This is a genomic window from Candidatus Nitrospira salsa (genome assembly GCF_965152625.1).
Genome location: NZ_CBCUCO010000003.1, coordinates 250986 through 272508, shown reverse-complemented (window position 1 = coordinate 272508; position 21523 = coordinate 250986). Strand labels below are relative to the sequence as shown.

The window sequence follows — 21523 nt, the reverse complement described above, 5'->3', positions numbered from 1 at the left end:
TGGACCTTGTCAATGAGGCAAATGGGCAGTGCGAACTAATGCAAGGGATGTCTCCAGCGTAATCCAGAGAACCGGCTGTAATCTCGATCTGTTGTGATCCACTCACTCCCAGACTCAATCGCCATGGCGGCAAGATAGGCATCAGGACCCAAGTTGCCTTTCACATTGGCTTCACGACACAGTCGCGAGAAGATTTCCCAATGCCGTGGGCCTGGTGAGATCAACACACAGGTAGGCTGAGAACGAATCGCATCGACAAATGCCAATGCCGTGAGGAGTGGAGTCGGTTGGTTGAAGACTTTCGGGTGAGTGACGATTCTGAGAAACCCACTTAGCACAAGTTCGCTGATCCCAAAGGCGGCGTCAGATTGCGTCCACTGGATAAGCCAGGTTCGATATAATGTGTGATCCAGAGAATCTTCTCGATGTGCGTACACAAGGACATTAACGTCAACTATCTCCATTCTTCTCTTCCATCACATCTAAGAGATCAGCACTATTATCCAGGTCGACACCGGGCCGAAGTCCGCCACCATTAAAGGTCGGAAGCTTTGGTCTCGCAGTTTTCGTGGATCGCTTATTCATTGTTAGGAAAGTTCGTAAGGCGTCTTCAAGCAATGACGTCAATGTGCAGCCAGTTTTGGCGGCATGTTGTTTTGCCGCGGCCAAGAGCTGATCGTCCAGTCTTACGGTTGTTCTCATACATCAAAGCATATTATGTGTGCATCAATATGTCAATTTGTTGGCGTGTTTGCCAAGTTTGATGCCAAGACCGCGTCTGGACCCTGTTGCTGTATTTGCAAGGCTGCATGTTTGAGTAAATTTCTACTTTTCGTATCTTCAATCAAGTGTAATTGTTGATACGGTGGGCATTAGCACTTGATAGAGTGCTGAATTTCGGATTTCTGGCTATCGGGTTTTTGCGTGTGAGAAAAATCCGGATATACACAACGATCATCTCAGATAGGATACACAGTATGTGATTGGGTGTATGTCATCCTCATCCATGTACACTTCGGGTGTTTGAAGCGCCGATTCCTTTTGATTCGTGGCAGGAATTTGAGATTCGTAATGATAGTGCCGTGACGACACGGGGAACGGACGCGGCTTTAAAATGGCCTGTGATATTCATACGGAAAGTATGAAATAAAAATAGGAATGGGATGCCACTCAAGGTTTCAAGGCTGGAAAAGTTGTGTTTGAGAATGGTAGCTCAAAATTCATTCCCCGTGAGCACCGCCTAAGCGCAGAATATATAGAGAGAGCTATTGGAACGGGATGGAGCAAGACTTGCCCTGGCGGTCTCTCCCAAACCTTACCACACCACCGAAAAATGGGACAGAGGTCATTCTTTGATAAACCCCTATGAACCTGTTAAAAGTATTTCTTTGATGAGTAAGTATGACAAACTCGTTGAGGAAATCCTGTAAGGTAAATCGGATAAGAACATATCCTTTGAGGACCTATGCCACCTCTTGCAGCGCTTGGGATTTGCAGAACGGATCAGAGGGAGTCCTCATATTTTCAGGAAACAGGGCGTGGAAGAAAAGCTTAATCTTCAACGAGACGGAAGCAAAGCGAAGCCTTACCAAGTCAGACAGGTAAGAACCGTAATATTGAGATATACGCTTGGAGGATAAATCATCATGCTCAAATACGAAATCATTATCTATTGGAGTGAAACAGACGAGGCTTTCGTGGCTGAAATCCCTGAGTTGCCAGGCTGCATGACACATGGAGAAACCCAAGAGTCGGCTTTGGTGAATGCGAAAGAAGCTATTCAGCTTTGGATCGATACCGCCAAAGAATTCGGTGATCCAATTCCTGAACCCAAAGGACGTCGATTGATGTTTGCCTAACTTGTATCCGGTTTCCCGAATTCTTCCACTTAGGATTTCTCTCACCGCGAATTCCTTTATGCTCCAAAATAGGAGTCAAGTACTTCAGTTTACAAAAAACACTTCCACCACCTCATGGAACACCCAGAAGGGTGAGGGGTATGTCATAAAGCACGCGACCTGACCCTCAATTTAGATGGCTTTGGAGGCTGATGGGTACAGTCGACATATGGTGTTGTCTGTAAAATGTGAGTCTACTAGACAGAGCCCGGGGGACCATATGGCCGGAAAAGGAGAATGTCCCCTTTTCCCCTTTTCCATAAAAAATAAAACCTTCACATATCCTTTTTACAAGACCCATACTAGTGTTCCAGTATATAATTCTCCCCAACCTGGTAAGCCCTCAGTCTGATCAGTAAGCTTTTCGGCAAGAACTACCTATACCTTATTCCGAGAACAAGGATTTTGATTATGTCCTTCAACTCTCTCCAAAGCTTAGTCAATAAAGAAATTAAGAGTCTAAAAAAGAACAATCCAACCCTGAAAAAACTCTCCCTTTCGTCCATCGACCTCTGGATAATTAAAGCTTCAACTCATCCCATTTGGTACGCTTTAGGTATTTTCTTTGTAGCTGTATTAATATTGTTGGCTTCGTCTTGGATATGCACAAGAGGTTGTTCCTATCCGATTAAATTGAATCCCCCAATTTTTCCTGACCTTGACTTCCAGGGACATCTTCTCACTGTTCAAGCCACCATTGCGGCACTAACGTTTCCAATTCTCATAGGTTTAGTTGGCTCTTTACCTCAAGGAGGACATTTAAAAAAACAAAGTTGCCAACATACCTATTAACTAGTGGAGCTCCATTTGTAGGACTAAGTTCAATATTCTTAATCTTATTCATATCAATTCAACTGTCCTTTAAGAGTTTTCTACCCATAGAGGTTAGAGCTGTAGGAGGGTGGATAAATCTCGGTTGGTTTTTCTTTAATGGGTTAGGAACAGTTTATTTCCTCTATCAAACGGTGCAATTTCTTCGGCAGGACAAGCAAAACGATTTGCTAATACGGTTCTTATTAAATTGCGTTTGGATTAAACAATTAAAACAAGCCCTTCTATGTCATCATTACCTTGTCGCTCAGGAAATCAGCCATATGCCTGGATCTATGAACAACGATTCTTCCTCATCTAAACCCAACATCCACATATATCCAGGACATAAGGAATTAAAAGGAGACGAAAGAGAAGTCACCGCGAAATTAAGAAGTTCTAGAGTGCTAAGCGATGTAAAGTTGATGCCTTTAAATTGGATTGGAAAAAGATGGATTGAGCGATCATCGAAGCCAACTGCAGGGGCAGAGTCGACTTCAATTTTTCCGTTGCAAAAAGGTCCAATCCTAATATTTTTTCTAATGCCAGGGTCAGAGTATGAAGGGGAGGTACTGATATGTGCTCGTAGAGGAGGCATTCCTTTACGGAGATGGGAGAAATGGATAATCCAGTCATCCTTTTCATTCAGTAAGCCGGTGCACGAGCCTTTTCCATTAACGATCGAAGATGCTATCCAGGATTTTTTGTCAGAAACACTATCTGCAATAGATATAAGGCAAAAGCACAATTATGTTGAAGCGTTAAAGTCTCTAAATCACTTTTTTTCAGTGTTGCTTGAATGTAGTTTGTCATCTTTTCAGGAAAACAACATTAAGAATTATGTGGAACTTGGAGACCCCTTTCGATTCGGAAGTCTATTCCAAGGATGGCTTAAAAATTACCGAGATCTCTTTGCACGTACAGCTTCCATTCTTCATGAAGACCCGGAATATTTTGAGTATGCAGCACATATTCCTAAAAATCTTCTCATTGAAAGTCTGGCCCTAAAAAGTCCCACAGTTGCGAACGATATTGTCCGGTTAGGAAGGAGTGCATTTCTTCATTTACAGGTATGGTGGGTGAGAAGAGCAGAAGAGCAAGGTGCAACATCTCACAATTGTTCATCTGGTGTAGATCTAAATCCACCATATGCAGGGATTTATAAAACAACACTCATGAGTTTTGTGGGATCGTGGGAACGTTTGGGTCAGGCGTTTTATCAGGGTTCCCCTCAAGAAGAGGGTAATTGGGAAAACCTTTCGATGCTCTCCATGGTCTTCCAATCCCATATTGCCAATACCCTTTTTATGTTAATGGCTGCTATCGAAAAGGGAGATTCTGCAGGAGCTTATTGGATGTGCGATGTCCTCCAAAAGTGGTGGGTTCAAAAGCATTATGAAAAAGGCTATACGGTTAAGAAAGATTATTTTCTAACTCTTAATTGTTTCAACAAGGGTCGGTCGATCGTAGAAGAGCAAGTCCAGCTTCGCGACATTACGAACCAACCCGCAGATCTCCCTTTTAAAATTTTTGCTTCTGCATTATATAACTACTGGATAGATATATTGACTCTTTCGATTTTGCTTTTAGTCGATAGGGGAGAAATGCAAGAAAATAGTGATCCCATTGCTCTCAAGGTTGCCAAAAACCTTATTCATGGCTCATTAGCTCATCATGAGGGAACATTTTCTAGTGGAGAAATTAAGCCCATCAAGTTATTTAAGGATTTGCTACAAACATTTTTGCGGCAAAGGTTTCAGGAAACATGTAAGGGCGAGGAAACTTACCACAGTATATTAGATTCACTTCTTCAAGCAGCTACAGATGATTCAAGCCATGAAATGGTCTCAGGACGAATTTATTCGATGTTTGGAGGCGCAAGTCTATATTCTCTGATATCTATCCAAGCTTTCTTGCTGTGTATATTTGCTCCCTCTCAAGACGACTGGGAGCCTGATCAGGAGTTAAAGGACGACATTACTAGCCTTGGCTTGAGGAATGATGAAATTACATGGGGTATTATTGACTTCTTTTATTCGTTGTCTAAAGAGTTAACAGAGCTAGAGGATTCACGGTGGGAAATCGTCTTTAAATTTCTAAAGGATGGGCAAACAAGTGACGTTGACTTTGGACAAGCTAGGGGAAAAACAAAAAGGGCGATTGATCTTTTGAAAAGTTTTACAAAGAATCTGAGGGAAACACGAATTAAGACTGCAGAAATCGACTTGGATCGGATCAGTTCTCTGGAAAAAGCCTTTTCCAAAACGGTATTTAAAAAAGAGGAGGCCCCTTGAGATGTCCCTAAAACAACAGACACGAAGTTAAGAGTCAGCAGCGTGCTGTTCAAACGCCTCGGGACTGCGATAGCCGAGCGTCTGATGCAGGCGCTGCCGGTTATAGAAACACTCAATATAGTCAAAGATTGCCTGACGAGCTTCCGTGCGATCCTGGAACGAGCGATGATGCGTCAGCTCGTTCTTGAGCGTACTGAAAAAGCTTTCTACCACGGCATTGTCATAACAACACCCCTTGCCACTGAAACTCAGCTGCACGCCATGGCGTGTGAGCACCGTGTGATAGAGTCCCGCCGTATACTGGTTCCCTTGGTCACTGTGATGTAACAACCCAACGGGTGGATGGCGCTGCTGCCAGGCCATTTGCCATGCCTCGACCACCAGCATGACCGTCTGGCGCTCATTCATACTCCAACCCACAATTCGCCGCGAATAGAGATCGAGCAGAACCGCGAGATAGAGCCAGCCCGCTCGGGTTGGGATGTACGTCACTATAAGGGGTCAAGACGCTTGTTTTATAATATATTGTGTCGATTCGCTGTCATCAAAATCTGCTCCTTTTTTATATCTTCACTCCGTTTCATCTAGTGCCACGAGTCCAATGCCTATTACCATCAATGTAGCGCCGATGAACCGCTGGCGTACGTTGGCTTCTCGTAAAGCTAAAAAGCCCCATAGAATAGCAAACAACACACTCGTGCGTTTGATCGCAATGACGGAGGGAACGCTGGCAAGGCTTAAAGCCGTGTTGTGAGCGATCAGCGTTGTGGCGCTAAAGAGTCCAATGAGCATCAGAAGAGAAATCTTGATAGGTGGATTTTGATTGGTGTTTGATGGGCGAATGAGAAAAAATATAACGAGCAAGGCGAGCGTCATAAACACATTAATTGAAAGGCTCCAGAAGATGGGAGACGAATGTTGCACCCCAATCTTGTCAAAATTTGAGGTGACGCTATAGATGGCCGCGACCGAGAGCATTCGTCTAGGACCCGGTTCTTTTACCATTGCGAGAAAAGGGTCAAGCCAACTGAGGGGTGCCCCCTGGATGGAAATGATGTACGAGCCGCCGACAATCAGCAGAATCCCCAGTAATCCGAGTACGCCGGGAAATTCTCCAACGATCCAAGGTGAGGTAAAAAGCAAAAAGATTGGTGTGAAAGTGATGAAGGGAATTGTCAATGACAAGTCTGAGGCTTGGAGTGCCCGCATAAATTGTATAAAGGCCAGCACATTCAGTATTCCGCCGAACAGTAGGGCTTCCCAATAACGTGGTTCGATAACCGGAAGCTCACTCGTTAAAAAAAAGAAGCACAGGAGGATCGGAAAAGCGAAGGCACTGGCAGCCAATGCTGCGACATGAGGTTGAGTGTAGTGGAGTCCTTGCTTACTGAAGAGATCCTTTAATGATTCGGAGAGCGCGGCAAGAAGGGCAAAACTTAACCAGAGCATGCTCTAGTGTACATCACTGCTTTAGAAGGTAAAGTTTTTGGAGGGTGCTCTGGATAAAAAATCGGTCCATGAACCTAAGTGAATCCAGGAGTGAAGGATTTGTATTCACGATAGATGGCGGGCCCTGGCTTTTTTCGCCAGGGCTCCGTCTTGCGCTTAATAATTTGGTCTTATTGAACTCGAACCGGGATGTAGGCGCGGTTGTTTGAACCACTCACTTCACTAATGTCGTTGTCTTCATCGACAATAATTCCCAGCCAGTAATTTTGACCGGCATTGAGATAATTGGGAATGATCACCGGAACTGTTGTGGTGTACACATCAGCAGGATGGATCGAACCAAACGACCCGCCACCAATGCGTGTATCACCGTAGCTGATATAGTCATTGGTGGAAATGTAAATCCCGTAGGTGACGTTCGAATGAGTCTGTTTGCCGTTATTTTCAATCGTAAATTCTGGTCGTACGGTATTGCCTCGCGTCACGCGATATCCGGGTTCGCCGGCGATGGTGATTCCCTGCAAGGTGCCGGTGTTCGCACTGTTTCGTACGCGCACGCGACCATGGCTTGAATATTCACCGCTGGCGCCGGTCCGCCGCCAGTGTGAGGCCGACACATCGTTAAAATTTGAACCTTGTGAGCCATAGAGGACTCGTGCGCCATGAGAGGCATCTTCGCCAAAGTATGTTTTGGCTGTATTGCCGTTGGTGTGATGGTGACGCCAGGAATCTCCCATGACGTTGTATTCCCAGTTGACGTGCATCAGTCCCAGATAGTGACCGGCTTCGTGCACGATCACGGCATCGATTGGTCGGTTGGACCCGGTATATGCAAAGTTTGAATTTTTGTTCTGTGACGTGGTCCAGGAGCGTCCGGTGGAGTCGAGCACGATATCGACTTCGTCAAGCCCGTAATGCCATCCGAATGCCCAATAGCAGTGATAGCGCATGCGTGCCTCTCCCGGGGGGGAAATGCTTTCGGCCCAGACCTCGTTTTGTCCATTGCCGCTTCCGACTCCGCCTGTTTCGGTTGAATGATTAATGTTAAAAGGCGAGGGATTGGTGTTGGTGATATTGATCCCTCGTTGCGCGGCTTGCAAGACACTTCCTGAAGGGAAACTCCCGGTGTTGATTCTTGCCGAGGTGGAATTTCCACCCCAACGAATTTTCTTGCCGCTGTCGCCATTACATTCCAACCACGATGCGGCGAATGCCGAATTCGAACAGATGGCCATAATTGCTAGCGTGAGCATATATTTTTTAGTGATCGTCATTATTGTTGTTCCTCCTCTTTGGCACGGACATCGTAGCGTTCTTCATTGCTGGTTTTATTTGTGAGTGATCGTGAGGCTTCGAGCGGCATGAGCCGTGGGTCGGGAACCATAAATCGTTCTTTTAAATTCATGATGTTGATTGACACCTGCGGTTCTCCAACTCGTTCGCTCCATTCGCTAATGCCTTGCAGAAAGAGGTTGAGCGTGAGCGGCTTTTCGTAGGTGTCAATGGGCAGGGCTTCAGAACCTTCAGTCAAATCTTTTCGAGACGGATCCATTTGTACGCCATACTTGACGACAGAGTATTTGGGAGCTTCTCGTTCATATTGAGCTTTGAGCTCTTTCATGCTGTGAGAAGTGGATCGTTGTAATGAATCAACATGTTTTCGTATCTCAGGCCGTTGGAGCAAGGTCTCGAAGGATGGCTGGGGAATTTCCATGACGTTCAGATCAAAACGGGGTTGTCCTCCGATGCGCAACGACTTTCGCACATCGATGACCGGCACGCCCCACGCATTGAAGACCTGATTTTCATGCACTCGAAAGCGACCTTCTACGCATTCGACAAGCGGACAATCTGTGTCCTTTCCACCTTTGACGAACAGCACATCGGTTTGTCCACGTGCAAAGGCCGGTGCGGACGTGACGAGATAAATACCGCCTTGTCCATCAGAACCACCAGGAATGCGCAACGTCAGTCGTTCGTCAGGTGCCTTGCCTCGTACCGTTTCCATGATCTGGTATGTGACGAACGTATGCGGAACGCCTTTGGGTTGCTCTTTGGTCGGTTCAGAGTTTCGATATAGAATATCAACGACTTGACCGTACACGATGAGACTCGAATCACCCACTAACGATTTCAGTTTGTCCCCCGTGGTGTCGTTAGGACTATGAGCCCATGCGGTCAAATGGGAAGACGTCAATAGGAGAAGCGTCAAGATCGCGACCATTTTGTGTTTCATGTGAATCCCTCTTTTTAACAATAGTGAATGCGAAGTGAACGTCTGTTGATTTGCGTTGTTTTATTGTGCCATTGACATTGCTTTCCTCCTTCCTTCTTTTTCCTTGTGAGCAACTCTTTTTTACTCCAAACCCGTTTGATGTTTGGGAATGAGCTCGTACTCGATTGTCATGATCGAGTTCTTCCAACAGCAATTAGAATGCCAAAGTAGAAATGAAATTCCTTGCACACGACAATTTGAGAAAAATAGACATGATATTCAGCTATTACGGCAGACGTGTGGAGAAAAGGGTGTGAGAGAAGTTAAGTAAGATATTGGTGGTCTGAGAGGGAAGTAATCAAAAATAGATACAACGTGTATCTGTTCAGATAACACCTCAATGTTCAGGACGGCATTCAGCGAGTCGGGAGGAAATGGTTGTTTCTTGGCGACGCGATTTTTCTAACAAGGAATGATGTGGTGAGAAACTCTTCTTCCAGTGAATCGCTCACTTTGTTTGCCGAAGTTCCTGTGAGGATTGAATGTGAGGAGAGGACGGTAATGAAGATAAGTTCAGGTTTTGGGAATTGACTGATGGGAATTTTAGTCTTGAGTTCAGGCGGTCTGGATGCTATGCCGTTACTACCCGACTTCAGTATTTCGATATGCAGTCCAAGCACTCCTAACTATCTCACGTACTTTCCTGTGAGTATAGACATCAATGGCACATAATGAAGATGAGCACGTTTAACCTAGAGTTTCACTGGGTTTGGCTTGCGGTTCAAATTCACTCTGTTCCGGTTCAAGTTGGGCTTGATCGTTTTTCACGTAGAGATTCTTGACATCTTCAACGATCAAATACAGGCACGGTATCAAAATCAGCAAAATGGCTGTGGAAAACAGTATCCCAAATCCAAGCGAAATCGCCATCGGTATCATAAATCTTGCTTGGCGAGAAGTCTCAAAAATCATTGGGGCCAGCCCGCCAAAGGTACTTAAGGTAGTCAGAAGGATAGGACGAAATCGCCGAATGCCTGCTTGACTGATGGCCTTAATAGGACTCACCCCTTCTTGTCGCTTAATGTTCGCGTAGTCAATCATAATGAGCGAGTCATTCACCACGACTCCCATGAGCGCAATAATGCCCATCATGCTAATAATGCTGATGCTATATCCCATCAGCATATGTCCAATGACGGCTCCAACCAACCCGAATGGAATGGCCATCATGACAATCGCTGGCTGAACATAGCTACGAAATGGAATGGCTAGCATAACGTAGATAATGATGAGAGCAAGGGTGGTGCTATAGAGAAAACTATTCAGGGCATCCCGTAAATCTGCTCGTCGGCCCTCAAAGCTGTAATTAAGTCCTGGGTACTCTTTGAGTAGCTGAGGAAGAATTTCTTTCTTCAGCGTGTTCAAGACGAGATTGGTTTCTTTGATTGGCTGAATGTTAGCGGTGACCGTGACCGTGCGATGTCCATCCCGGCGAGTAATTTCTCGAAACGCTCGATCTTTCACGACCGTGGCGACCTGATATAAGGGAACTTCGCGACCTGCGGGCGTTCGGATAATCAGATTTTCGACATGATATTCACTTGTCCGTTCTGACTGAGGCAATCGAACGAGCACTTTAATTTCGTTACGTCCCCGCTGTTGTCGAAGAGCCTGAGAGCCGTAAAAGGCATGACGAACTTGCCTCCCAATTTCTTGAGCCGTGAGACCCAAGCTTCTTGCTTCTTCGTTAATTTGAAAATTAAGCTGAGGTTTGCCTGGAGAATACCCGTCATCAACATCTTTCACGCTTGAAAATTCACTAAGGCGTTCAGCCAGGTGACCGCTGGCCAGATCGAGCTTGTCAATATCTCGATGGCTCAGTTCAACACTAATCGAAGGCCCTCGACCTGGCCCTCCACTATCAGACTCAAAACGAACGTATTCGACGCCGGCAATATCTGGCGTATTCTCTCTCCACAATTGCGTGACAGTATTGGTACTGAGCGGTCGGGCATCGGGTGGCGGTAAATAGACTTGGACTTCGATTATATTTTTTTGAACTAAGGTAAAGATGCCTGTTGCGACGTCTTGTCCTTTGTGGTTTCGAATGACCTCCTGGGCGGAATGCACAAGCGTATCTCGAACCCGTTGTATTTCATGAGAAGGACTACCGAATGGTACGACGGCGGTGGCATTTGCAAAGTCTGCTTCAACTTTCGGCATTAAAATAAATCCCATCCGTCCGCTAATGGGATACGCGAGAACAACGATAAACACCGCAATGCCCAGGGAGACACTGAGGTATCGATTGTGAATCGCGCGACGCAGAAACGGTCCGTATGTGCCTTCAATGAAACGGGTAAATGTTTGGCTGAATTGTTGTTGGAAATGATGGAGTCCATTCCCGAGCCTGTTGCTTGGGTTCGTACTTCCATGGGCTAAGTGTGAGGGAAGAATAAATAGCGCTTCAACCCAAGAAATAATAAAGGCAGTCGACACCACTGCGGGGATGACCGCCCAGATTTTCCCAAAGGCTCCGGGTACAAACATGAGTGGAAGAAACGCCACAATATTGGTGAGGATACTAAAGCTAATAGGGAGTGCAATGTCGCGTGCGCCTTGAATCGCCGCTTCAATAAGACTATGTCCACGTTCCCGATATTCGTAGATGTTTTCCCCGGCAATAATGGCATCATCCACCACGATTCCCAGGCCGATGATTATCGCGAATAGCGAAATCATATTAATCGAAACCGAGAGCATCGGGAGGAACAATAGGGCACCCAGGAATGATGTGGGAATTCCGACCGTGACCCAGAAGGCCAGTTTATACTCAAGGAACAATGTGAGAACCGCCAATACAAACAGTAATCCTAGAAAGCCATTTTTGAGGAGGAGGGTCAGTCGTTGTTGATAGATTTCTGACCGGTCCTTTTGAACGGCATACTGAATCGTTGGAGGAAGATCTTCGATGATCAGGTTCATCGCCGATCGAACTTTGTTCGCCACGGCAATGGGTGTTTGATCGCCGACCCGAAAGATTCCGATTCCTATCGCACGTTGGCCATCGTAGGTGGCATAGATTTCACTTTCTTCAAATCCTTCGGAGACCATGGCGATGTCGCTGAGTCGCAGGAGGGTGCCGGCTTGATTGGCGATGATCGGAATGGTTCCAAATTCGGAAGCCCAATCGCGCCGTTCTTGAACGCGAAGTAAGATTTCTCCGCTTGAGGTATCAACGCTACCTCCGGATCGATCGAGCGCCGTTGCTGAAATAATTTGTGCAATTTGCTCTAACGTTAAACCGTAGGCTCTCAGATCTTCTTGTGAAATTTCAATGTGAATTTCATAAGCACGAGCCCCGAGTAAGTCGACTTGTGTGATTTCAGGTTCTTGAAGCAGGCGGTCGCGAACCTCTTCGGCGGCTTCACGTATATCCCATTCGGAGACATCCCCGAATAACTGGAGGTTGATCACTTCACGTCGACGAGTGTCCAGGGTGAACTGCGGCTCTTCGGCATCTTCCGGGAAGGTGATAATCCGTCCAATGGCTTGTTGGATATCCTGATAGGTTTTTTGATAATTTGAATCTCCCTGCAGTTCCACCACGACCGAGGCTTGATCTTCTGATGCCGTTGACACGACTTCTTTAACTCCGTCGAGATTTCGAACGGCTTCTTCAATGGCCAAAATGATTCCCTCTTCCACCTCTTGCGGACTAGCTCCCGGAAAGGGAACGAGGACGGTGACCGTATCTTCTTCAAATTCCGGAAACACTTCCTGTTTGATTTGCGTCGCCATAAACAGTCCACCCAATAATAAGCACAGCATGAACAGGTTGGGTGTGATGCGATTATGAACCATCCAGGCCAAGGGGCCGACGTTCATGGGATGACGAGAACTCGATGTCTTAGGTTGCATGGGTCGCCTCTTTTTGCACAGGCGGCGGAGGAAGCAAGCGTAAGGGCATGCCTTCGACTGGCGCGGGAATATCCGTCACAATCAGACGTTCACCATGTTGCAGACCTGAAGAAATGAGCACATAACTTGGGCCTCGATAGACGATGGTGACCGTACGAATTTCCAATGTATTCTCGTTGTTGAGGACCCAGACGGTGTCATGATCATGAATCCAATCCCGATCGACTTTGGCGACCTGTGCCATATCTTGTCCTTGAATTTCTGCTCGAAGATACGTGCCGAGTATCACTTCCGGACCACCAGGGATTTGCGTGTGGAGATTTAATGGGTCGTTGATCGCGACGAGAACACGCGCCATTCGTCCTTCCGTCTCAAGGTCTGTTAAGAGCCGAATAACCTGGCCTGTCCGAAATGCGGTCTTTCCCCAGATGGTGTCATGATAGAGTTTGACGGAAGATCCATTTTCGCCCCACGTACGTGGGAAGTGTATCCAGCGTAGTTGAGCAATGGGAACGGATAACGTGACCCAGTATTCTCTCGTTCCGACGAGCGTGACAATATCGGATGTTGGGGTGATGTACGAGCCGGTATTGACGTGACGCTGAAGCACGGTCGAATCAAAGGGGACTCTCAAAACGGTACGTGATATGGCCAGTTTTGCCGATGCCACGGCGGCTTTCGCGGCATTGACATTGGCCTTGGCTGATTGTAACTGCGGTAGGCGAAGCACCATCGATTTCTCTTGTTCGGTAATAGATTCGCCCAGTAATTCAAATTCCTGCTTGGCCACAACCTGATTCCCCTCTTCAAGGAGAAATTCAGCACGAGCTTTGTCTAAATCCGTTTCGCGTTGTCGAAGGGCGAGGATGTAATCGGCAGGATGCAAGCGCAAGATGGTGTCGCCTTTTGAGAATTTTCCTCCTGGCACCAGTTCAGGACTGACGGACATAATTTCTCCACTCACTTGTGGTCGAAGTGTTACTTGACGGGCAGGTTGGACTTCTCCCCACGCTTCAATCATAACAGGATGGGTGGTCACGGATATCTCGATGGCGTTGACAAGACGTGCCTGTTTCGATTTTGGTTGACGCTGTGGATGAGGTGTATTTTTCACTAATGAAAACGCAAAGCTGCCAGCGAGGGCAAGAACCACAAAGGGCACGATGATCTTGAGGCCCAGCTGCAGTCTCTGATTTTTTGAGGATGGTGTTGGTGGCATGATGGTTCTCTAGTACGTTGGTTCGTCGGTGTTAGCCTGCAGAGGGAGTGAGTTCACGAAGTTCTGGTTGATTCAATTCCCATCCACCAGCCAGGGCCCGGGCAAGATCGACCCGAAAATCAATTAAATTTCTTCTTGCCGCGAGGATTTCTCGTTCAAGTCCTTGTTGACTAATGAGGGCATTCAGCACATCGAGGAAATCAGTGGCTCCCTGAACATACCGTCCCCGTAATCGTTCGATAACCTGTGTTGCCAGTTGAAGCTGACGTTCCAGACTGAGAGTCTTTTCTCGTTGTTGGGTCTCACGAATCAAGGCATCTTCGACTTCCCGCATCGCTTGCAAAACGGTCGACTCATAATTATTCAGGGCTTCTGAGCGGATAGCCTCCTGTCGATCGACTTCTGCGGCTCTTGCACCGGCATCGATAATGGGAGCGACGACCTGAGCGGCTACGGTGGCCAGCCAACTCGAAAATAGGCCTGCCGGTGTTGCAGCAAAGGATCCACCTGAGAGCGTGGACGTGATATTGGTGGCGAGAGCTCCGGTCAGATCGATTCGGGGAAATCGTTCGGCAATGGCTGCGGCGATGCGCGCATCAGCGGCCTGCACCTTGTAGAAATTTCCAAGCACATCTGGCCGTCGCTGTAATACCTCTGCCGGCAGTCCGGTGTGTGGCAAAGGGGGGAGCGTGATGAGCAAATCTTTTTTTGGAAAATTGAGTGTTCGAGGGGGATGGCCGAGAAGAATGGCGAGTTGATGACTCAACACATCAATTCCCGCGATGACATCCTTGGTCTCGCCTTGCGTCTGTTCAATTAATTGTCGTTGACGCAGCACATCGGCTGCACTGGCGACACCCTGGCGAAACCGTAAAGTCACGAGGTGCAAAACTTTTTTATTGGTCGTGATTTGCTGTTCCAGTAAGTCGAGCTGGCCGCGCTGCTCGATTAAGCTATACCATGTCTTCGCAATCTCTCCTGAGAGTGTAATTCCCGCAGCTCTGACATCGGTGTGGCTGGCGATGGCATCAAAATGAGCGGCCGTGGTGTTCGCACGAATTCTTCCCCACAGATCTAATTCATAGGCCACGGTGAGACTAAGGGCAAACCGGTCGGTTTCCAGGTCATTATTGTCGCGACTTCTGCTGGCATTCATATTCCCATTTAATGCTGGAAATCGGCTGGCTCCTTCCCGGACAAGAAGGGCTTCGGCTTGCCTTAGCCGGTCCCAGGTCGCTAGCAGAGAAGGATTAGTTTCCATGGCCAGCTCAATTAACGAGTTGAGACTGTCATCCTCAAAATCCTCCCACCATTTGTCAGGTAATGCGGTTTGTCCAGATTGCGAAAAGGCCTTGGGAAGCTGAGCCTTTAATTCAATAGGGACGGGGTCGGACAAACAGCCCGCCAATCCCAGCATCATCAGTCCGACGACGCTATAGAGGGTAAGGGTGATCAATCTATTCATGACAGAACTATCGGACAAACCTATCGGACAAACAAGGCGCATCGTCCTGGATGAAGGTTATCGAAAGATGACTATTCGCGTGTATATCCTCAGTATAACGAACAAATATTCAAAGGCGACGAGGAGAGCAGGCTTTTTTGTAAGAAAGTATTTCGTACCCATGTTTTGACAAACTTTGATACAATTTTTCTTTTCACCTTTTGCCATTTCACGTCATAATAGGAGTTCTCCCTTCGAGCACGTTATGGAATCTTTACCTCATATTCTTATTGTTGACGATGAACCATCCATACGAAACCCATTGGCTGACTATCTGAAGCTCAAAGGATTTCGCATACAGACCGCTGAAAGCGCTGCGGAAGCACGAAAAATTCTAGGAATGACCTCTATTGATCTTTTGGTGCTTGATATCATGATGCCTGGAGAAGACGGATTATCCCTCTGCCGCCATTTGCGTGACACGAAAGACATTCCGATCATTCTTCTCACGGCTATGGCAGACGAATCTGATCGGATTGTCGGCCTAGAGATGGGGGCGGATGATTATGTTGTGAAGCCGTTTAATCCGCGTGAACTCTTGGCGCGCATTAAAGCGGTATTACGACGCGTCAATAGCCTGCCCAGAAAAGACCGGGAGCCCTTGGCAAGTATGATGAAGTTCGATCGATGGACGCTCCATGTCCATCAACGGGAACTGATGGGGGTCGATCGCGTCGCGATTCCTCTTAGTACCAGTGAATTCGTGCTGCTGATGGTTTTTTTGACCCATCCGCGAATCGTCCTCACCCGAGATCAGTTATTGGATTTGACCCGAAACCGCATGACTGATGTTATTGATCGCAGTATCGACATTCAAGTAAGTCGGTTGCGAAAGAAAATTGAAACGGATCCGAAAAGTCCTATGCTGATCAAAACCGTGTGGGGAGATGGGTATACGTTTACAGGGGAGGTCAGACCCGAGTGACTGTTCTCGCGACACGAGTGCGGCGGTGGTATCCGCAGCGATTGACGGGGCAATTGATTGCGTTGCTTATCGCCGCGTTGGGGATTGCTCAAGTTGCCAATTTCCTGATTTTTATGGACGAACGCCGGGCGGCCACTCGATTAGTCGAACGGACGCAAATCTTGGAACGCATGGCCTCATTAATTCAGCTTATCGAAACGACGTCTCCGGCCATTCATCCCCAAATGGTGCAAGCGGCAAGTTCACGAAAGTTGTACTTTTGGTTTGCAGAAACTAGTCCAGTTCCACCTCATGTGAGTCAAATCGAACATGATCTGATGACTCGTCTTCATGCGTTGCTCGGAGAGCATGATATTCGTGACGTGCGACTCTTAAGTCACGAGCAGCAGGTCGGTATGCCAGAGGCTATTGATGTGTCATGGGGTCATAAGCTGGACGACTCGCCCTCTTCTTTTTCCTTGTCCCAGGTAGATCCGCCTGGTCTCGTGATTTCAGCTCAACTTACGGATAGACGATGGCTTAATGTTGGGTTAGGTATCAACCCACCTCTGATCCGATGGGCGTTGCCAACGTTTTTTTCGATGACCTTAGCTGTGGGCAGCATTTGTCTCATTGTGGTGTGGATGGTTCAGCGCATTACTCGTCCCTTGGAGACGTTGGCGAAGGCTGCTGAAGCCGTTGGCCGTGGGGAAACCATTGTCCCGGTTTCTGAAGATGGACCGATTGATCTTCAGTACACCATTCGGGCCTTCAATCGTATGAATGCGCGTCTTCAGCGTTTTGTGCAAGATCGAACGCACATGTTAGCCGCGATTAGCCATGATCTACGCACTCCAATGACGTCTCTTCGGCTCCAAGTCGAATTTGTCACAGATGAAGAGATCAAACAGAAGATGTTGATCACGTTGGAGGAAATGCAACGAATGAGTGAGGAGACTCTGGCCTTTGCGCGTGATGAGGCGTCTACTGAGCATTCTCGCTCGGTTGACCTCGCCGCACTCATTGATAGTCTTTGCCAGGATTTGACTGACCTCGGACTGAAAGTCAACTGGGAGGGCATGGACAAAACTCCCTATACGTGCAGGCCGGTGAGCCTCAAGCGTGCGTTTCGCAATGTCATAGAAAATGCTGTGCTGTATGGTCAGCAGGCACGGGTTGAACTTCGATCATTAGACCTGGAATTTCAAGTTTTGATTTATGATGATGGTCAGGGTATTTCATCTCGGGATGCGGAGCGGGTCTTCCAACCCTTTGTTCGCCTCGAAGAGTCGCGGAGTCATGAAACGGGCGGGATTGGGCTCGGTATGGCGATTGCTCGATCTATTGTCCGACAGCACGGCGGGGATATTGTGCTGATTCATGATGACCCCAAAGGATTCTGTGTGAGGATTCATTTACCCAAACCAGACTCTTCCAGTTCTAGAGAATGCGCCGGGGTTTCCTATCTTCAAGCATGAAGTACAAATAAACTTCCTGAAAAACGTATACGTTGTACGCAATACTCTCAGCATATCTGATAGTGATGAATCATCGAAGACATGAGGATTGCTTGTGCAAAGTTTGTTGAGAGTGGCGGTAGCCGGATCATGAGAGTTTGCCTGAGGGTCTGTACGATAAGCGAGTTTCACCATATCCATGAGGATGGCGTCCACACGTGGGGTGGGTTTGAGAAAAGCCCCGCCAAAGTGACGGGGCTTTTTACTCGTTTTCAGGTGGACGTCTGGTGTCGAACAAAGTTCTCTCTAGGGATTGGTCGAACAACTATCGAGCACTTGTAACAGTGAACCAATCAGAGGAAGAATAAAAGGCCCGTAGCCTGGCTGGGGTCCAAACACGTCTTCAGGAAATGCCACTTTTATGGCTGTGGTTAACGGCAGATCGCAATAGCCGCCTTCATCACCAGGCTCCGTTGACGTCCATTCACTCACCACCTTCAACCCTTCCATGATGGCCACGGCATTCATCAATGTATTCACAAACCGGAATCGGGTATTGCCCATAAACCATTCCGGAGTTAATCCAGGAACCGGCATCCCATCGACAATACGCTGAATAGAAAGGCTGACGGCATTGGTGAAATTGAGGCTTTCCCATCCGCCCACGACCGCGCCGACTTTCGCATACGCACCCGCGCCCCCTTCATTGATCGCACCGGCCCCAGTATTGATTTGAGCAAATCGATTCACCAAGCCAAAACCACTTTGGCTCACCTTATGGGCAATTCTGGCTGCTAAGGTGCGTGAACGCCTTTGTTGGAGACCCCCATCTTCATTAAGCATAGAAACTATGGGACTCAATACCACCGCAGATTCATCACTGCCTGCTTGACATTGCGCGCTAGGCAACCCGCTAACAAGAGCTCCTGGTGTAATACTGGTGGGATCAATGCCGCAGGCTGTTTTATGAATATCACCATGAAGATCAAACACCACTTCTGGGCGCCAGGCTAAAGCGGTGGCGACCATCGCTTGGTTTTCTTGTGGTCGAATCGGATGTTTCAGGTCAACATAATGATACCGGTTCAGGTTATAGCCCACACCCACGGTTCCGAAGAAATCACTTTCAGAGTCTTCGCCATACCCTCCTCCGGCTTGTGGATCGACATTGGTGCGGGTCAGCGCACAATTCTCCTGAATCACAGTGCCAAACGGTGTGCCAATAAAGCATTCCGGTGATGGCTCCCCGCCGTCTGGGTTTGCACGGACAAGAAACAAGATATCCAGCTTTTCAAGCAGGCTTTTGTGAAATGTGTGTCTCGTACGAGAAAGGTATTCAATTACCTGTAACGCCGCTTCCGTCGACCGAACTTCATTGCCATGTTGTTGCGTAATGAACATGACTTTGATTCCATCTTTATTGCCTAATCGTGCGGCCCACAACTCACGTCCTTGTGTGGACAACCCCACTTCACTCGGAACCTGATTGCCACGCCCCCCGTCATTAACTGTACAGAGCACCGCTTCTCTGACGGTTGGCTGTACGTTATCTGGCCCACAGGGGTCAGGGTTCGTCGATGGCCCGAGCACCAAACCAACGTCAATATTGATTAAGCCGCCATTGTCTTGATTCTCGATCAAGGGACCTACCTGAATTGTGTTTCTCGCCCGTCGTTGAATACGCAAAAGTTTGTTTTTGAGTTGCTCATGTGTGGTTAAATCACGAAACCTCTGTTTCTTGACATCTTGTTCAATCGCGCTTGCACTTGATGGAAAAGCTATACTGACCATCAAACCGACCAATAGTATCCAATACTGCCGAGTTCCTTGTTTCATAACACCCTCCTTGGTTAAGAAAATATATTGGCCACAAATGATTCAGTTGCATATCCGACGAGCAATAATTCATGTAAATAAAAAGGAGCAGGCTAGCAACTGGGAGTTTTGAATAATAGAAAATGTTTTTTATTGTAGCTCTCTTCTTGATGGAATCGAAATATGTATCGAATCGATACTAACGAGTGTTGCACGATCATCTCTGTTTGTCAATGAAGTATCGATACGATACTGTTTGAGGTGGGAATGTGCGAAATGCGCATGATCTTCGGGTTGATTATTCAATTTCTTATAAATAGAGGTACGGGCGTTTGTTCTGAGGTAGGAGTGCTTCCAGCACAAATCGACGCCTGGACGTATCTGACTTAATACAATAGCTATTTAGACAGGCTACAGGCGGGCAACAAGTGCTCAGGGTAGATGAATGAAACCGAATAGATCTGACGTTGGATTTTTTGTATGATTGGGAACGATCTGAGTGGTTTTGAGTATCCATTGTTGTATTGTCCAGAGATCATTGTCCAACTTTCTCGTTGAATTTATGATGTCATCGTCCTCTAATAGAACCCCTCGAGTGCTGGTCCATGGTGGTGCTGGTTCCCAAAAGCTCTCCTCCAAACAACGAACCTGCCTGTCTGAGTCCCTGGTCCTTGGATTCGACATGGTGAAAGATGGTCAAGCGGCTTTACTCGTGGTTGAGGGAATAATTCGCCATCTGGAAAAATCTGGTCTCTTCAATGCGGGGTTAGGCTCACGACAACAATTAGATGGTGTTCAACGGATGGACGCGTCAATCATGGAGGGAGCCTCACTGCAAGCCGGAGCCGTTGCTGGATTGGAGGGTTTTTGTCATCCTATTTCTGTCGCAAAGGTAGTCATGGAGGAAACTGATCACGTGCTTCTGGTTGGGCAGTACGCGACTCACCTGGCACGACATTTTAAGTTGGAGAGAAACGCGGTTCCTAAGAAAACCTTAAAACGCAAAGATTTGAAACTTGCAGGTTTGGGAAAATCGAAAAGCGTGAGGTTGTTTAATAAAATGACTCAGTATGACACGGTAGGAGCCGTGGTTCTCGACAGCTTCGGTAATCTTTCCGCGGGAGCTTCAACGGGAGGAGTGCCTATGATGCTCCCTGGCCGAGTAGGCGATTCGCCGTTGATCGGATCGGGTGTGTTTGCAGATAACACAGCCGGTGCCGTGTCGATGACCGGACTTGGGGAAGGCATCATGCGCTTAGTCATGGCAAAGCAAATTTCTTACTTGATGAAAAACGGCCAGAGTCCAAAACAGGCAACCCAGTCGACCTTAAAGGAATTAGTGACTCGGATTAAAGGCGGGCAGGCCGGTTGTTTGGTGCTAGCCCCTGATGGACGATTTGCCATCAAGCATGTCACGAAGTGGATGAGCGCAGGTCATTGGAATGGAAAAGGAAAGCCGGTAGTGGCCGATCGATTTTCGTAAGCGTGGGTTTACAACATCCTCTTGCTTCTACGGATCGTATTCTCTTCATTTCGTCTTCTCCAAACATCACTCGGTTTCGAGAGAGCAGTTTTTCTCCGTACTCTTTTTGTGATGCTCAGGCACAGCCGGAATTTTCTTGGCGAGGATCATTAGGTAAATATTGAGTCGGAGAAATCCTTACGGCTGAAAATATGTAAATGTGCTCGGCGCCGAAGTGATGCGCTTTCCGATGTAAAATGGAGGCTGTTCCACTTTTACCTGCCAAAGCCTTACGGATTTTTGTTTCTGGTCGCCATTCTGGATTGGTGTAGTCGCTATGTCGTCGCGTGGCTGGTTCAAGTGCACAGAACACTACTTTTTGTTTCAAGGCCCTGTAGCAAGCCTTAGCCCTAAGGTGTCTAGAGATCTTCAGCAGTGACCAAGGCTGCCAGTTCACGAGTGCCGCCTTCACGAGCCGGCTCTTAGCCGCGAGATGTAGGTCAGTATGGACAGGCGTGCGCGAGTTTTTCGTAATATTTATAGCGAACGATTGTGGTGGAAGGTGAAGAATGAAT

Annotated in this window: 18 protein-coding genes; 7 read left to right on the top strand and 11 right to left on the bottom strand. The window is 47.4% G+C overall.

The window, feature by feature from the left end; genetic code table 11:
• Window positions 1-35 precede the first annotated feature (35 nt).
• Both ACWQXP_RS12700 and ACWQXP_RS12695 read right to left on the bottom strand, forming a co-directional pair.
• The gene (locus tag ACWQXP_RS12700; protein ID WP_454063242.1) at window positions 36-464 is read right to left on the bottom strand and encodes a TA system VapC family ribonuclease toxin; all 429 of its coding nucleotides are present in this window, start codon (window positions 462-464) and stop codon (window positions 36-38) included.
• Window positions 451-702, bottom strand: coding sequence for a DUF2191 domain-containing protein (locus ACWQXP_RS12695; RefSeq protein ID WP_454063241.1), 252 nt, complete (start codon window positions 700-702; stop codon window positions 451-453). The genes ACWQXP_RS12700 and ACWQXP_RS12695 overlap by 14 nt, the downstream gene beginning before the upstream one ends.
• A 746-nt stretch (window positions 703-1448) precedes the next feature.
• Here ACWQXP_RS12695 and ACWQXP_RS12690 point away from each other — a divergent pair.
• The 4 genes from ACWQXP_RS12690 to ACWQXP_RS12675 all read left to right on the top strand — a co-directional run bounded on the left by ACWQXP_RS12690 (window position 1449) and on the right by ACWQXP_RS12675 (window position 5002).
• Window positions 1449-1640: a type II toxin-antitoxin system HicA family toxin gene (locus ACWQXP_RS12690; protein ID WP_454063498.1), complete on the top strand. Its 192-nt coding sequence runs from the start codon at window positions 1449-1451 to the stop codon at window positions 1638-1640.
• Between the two features lie 6 nt (window positions 1641-1646).
• Entirely contained in the window at window positions 1647-1859 is a 213-nt protein-coding gene (locus ACWQXP_RS12685) for a type II toxin-antitoxin system HicB family antitoxin (RefSeq protein ID WP_454063240.1), read from the top strand.
• A 450-nt stretch (window positions 1860-2309) separates the two neighbouring features.
• Window positions 2310-2690 carry a hypothetical protein gene (locus tag ACWQXP_RS12680; protein ID WP_454063239.1) on the top strand — a complete coding sequence of 127 codons (381 nt, stop codon included), beginning with the start codon at window positions 2310-2312 and terminating at the stop codon, window positions 2688-2690.
• A gap of 302 nt (window positions 2691-2992) precedes the next feature.
• On the top strand, window positions 2993-5002 hold the full coding sequence (locus ACWQXP_RS12675) for a hypothetical protein (protein WP_454063238.1): 2010 nt from the start codon (window positions 2993-2995) through the stop codon (window positions 5000-5002).
• Window positions 5003-5029: 27 nt separating this feature from the next.
• On the opposite strand, the gene ACWQXP_RS12670 is transcribed toward ACWQXP_RS12675, so the two are convergent.
• The 7 genes from ACWQXP_RS12670 to ACWQXP_RS12640 all read right to left on the bottom strand — a co-directional run bounded on the left by ACWQXP_RS12670 (window position 5030) and on the right by ACWQXP_RS12640 (window position 15271).
• Entirely contained in the window at window positions 5030-5494 is a 465-nt protein-coding gene (locus ACWQXP_RS12670; protein WP_454063237.1) for an IS3 family transposase, read from the bottom strand.
• Window positions 5495-5572: 78 nt separating this feature from the next.
• Window positions 5573-6451 (bottom strand): EamA family transporter, encoded by an 879-nt coding sequence (locus ACWQXP_RS12665; protein ID WP_454063236.1) that lies wholly within the window; start codon window positions 6449-6451, stop codon window positions 5573-5575.
• 170 nt (window positions 6452-6621) lie between these two features.
• Window positions 6622-7725, bottom strand: coding sequence for a CARDB domain-containing protein (locus ACWQXP_RS12660; protein WP_454063235.1), 1104 nt, complete (start codon window positions 7723-7725; stop codon window positions 6622-6624).
• Window positions 7725-8687 carry a hypothetical protein gene (locus ACWQXP_RS12655; RefSeq protein ID WP_454063234.1) on the bottom strand — a complete coding sequence of 321 codons (963 nt, stop codon included), beginning with the start codon at window positions 8685-8687 and terminating at the stop codon, window positions 7725-7727. Before ACWQXP_RS12655 ends, ACWQXP_RS12660 begins: the two co-directional genes overlap by 1 nt.
• Before the next feature lie 726 nt (window positions 8688-9413).
• Window positions 9414-12587, bottom strand: coding sequence for an efflux RND transporter permease subunit (locus tag ACWQXP_RS12650; protein ID WP_454063233.1), 3174 nt, complete (start codon window positions 12585-12587; stop codon window positions 9414-9416).
• Window positions 12577-13806 carry an efflux RND transporter periplasmic adaptor subunit gene (locus ACWQXP_RS12645; RefSeq protein WP_454063232.1) on the bottom strand — a complete coding sequence of 410 codons (1230 nt, stop codon included), beginning with the start codon at window positions 13804-13806 and terminating at the stop codon, window positions 12577-12579. Before ACWQXP_RS12645 ends, ACWQXP_RS12650 begins: the two co-directional genes overlap by 11 nt.
• A 31-nt stretch (window positions 13807-13837) precedes the next feature.
• A complete protein-coding gene (locus tag ACWQXP_RS12640; protein WP_454063231.1) occupies window positions 13838-15271 on the bottom strand; it encodes an efflux transporter outer membrane subunit in 1434 nt (477 codons plus the stop codon).
• Window positions 15272-15515: 244 nt separating this feature from the next.
• On the opposite strand from ACWQXP_RS12640, the gene ACWQXP_RS12635 reads away from it, so the two are divergent.
• Both ACWQXP_RS12635 and ACWQXP_RS12630 read left to right on the top strand, forming a co-directional pair.
• Window positions 15516-16235: a response regulator gene (locus ACWQXP_RS12635; protein WP_454063230.1), complete on the top strand. Its 720-nt coding sequence runs from the start codon at window positions 15516-15518 to the stop codon at window positions 16233-16235.
• Window positions 16232-17692 (top strand): ATP-binding protein, encoded by a 1461-nt coding sequence (locus ACWQXP_RS12630; RefSeq protein WP_454063229.1) that lies wholly within the window; start codon window positions 16232-16234, stop codon window positions 17690-17692. The genes ACWQXP_RS12635 and ACWQXP_RS12630 overlap by 4 nt, the downstream gene beginning before the upstream one ends.
• 285 nt (window positions 17693-17977) lie before the next feature.
• Here ACWQXP_RS12630 and ACWQXP_RS12625 read toward each other — a convergent pair whose 3' ends face one another.
• Window positions 17978-19507, bottom strand: coding sequence for a M14 family zinc carboxypeptidase (locus ACWQXP_RS12625; protein ID WP_454063228.1), 1530 nt, complete (start codon window positions 19505-19507; stop codon window positions 17978-17980).
• A 541-nt stretch (window positions 19508-20048) separates the two neighbouring features.
• On the opposite strand from ACWQXP_RS12625, the gene ACWQXP_RS12620 reads away from it, so the two are divergent.
• On the top strand, window positions 20049-20969 hold the full coding sequence (locus ACWQXP_RS12620; protein WP_454063227.1) for an isoaspartyl peptidase/L-asparaginase family protein: 921 nt from the start codon (window positions 20049-20051) through the stop codon (window positions 20967-20969).
• Between the two features lie 115 nt (window positions 20970-21084).
• On the opposite strand, the gene ACWQXP_RS12615 is transcribed toward ACWQXP_RS12620, so the two are convergent.
• Complete coding sequence (locus ACWQXP_RS12615; protein ID WP_454063226.1) at window positions 21085-21336, bottom strand: hypothetical protein; 252 nt, start codon at window positions 21334-21336, stop codon at window positions 21085-21087.
• Window positions 21337-21523 lie beyond the last annotated feature (187 nt).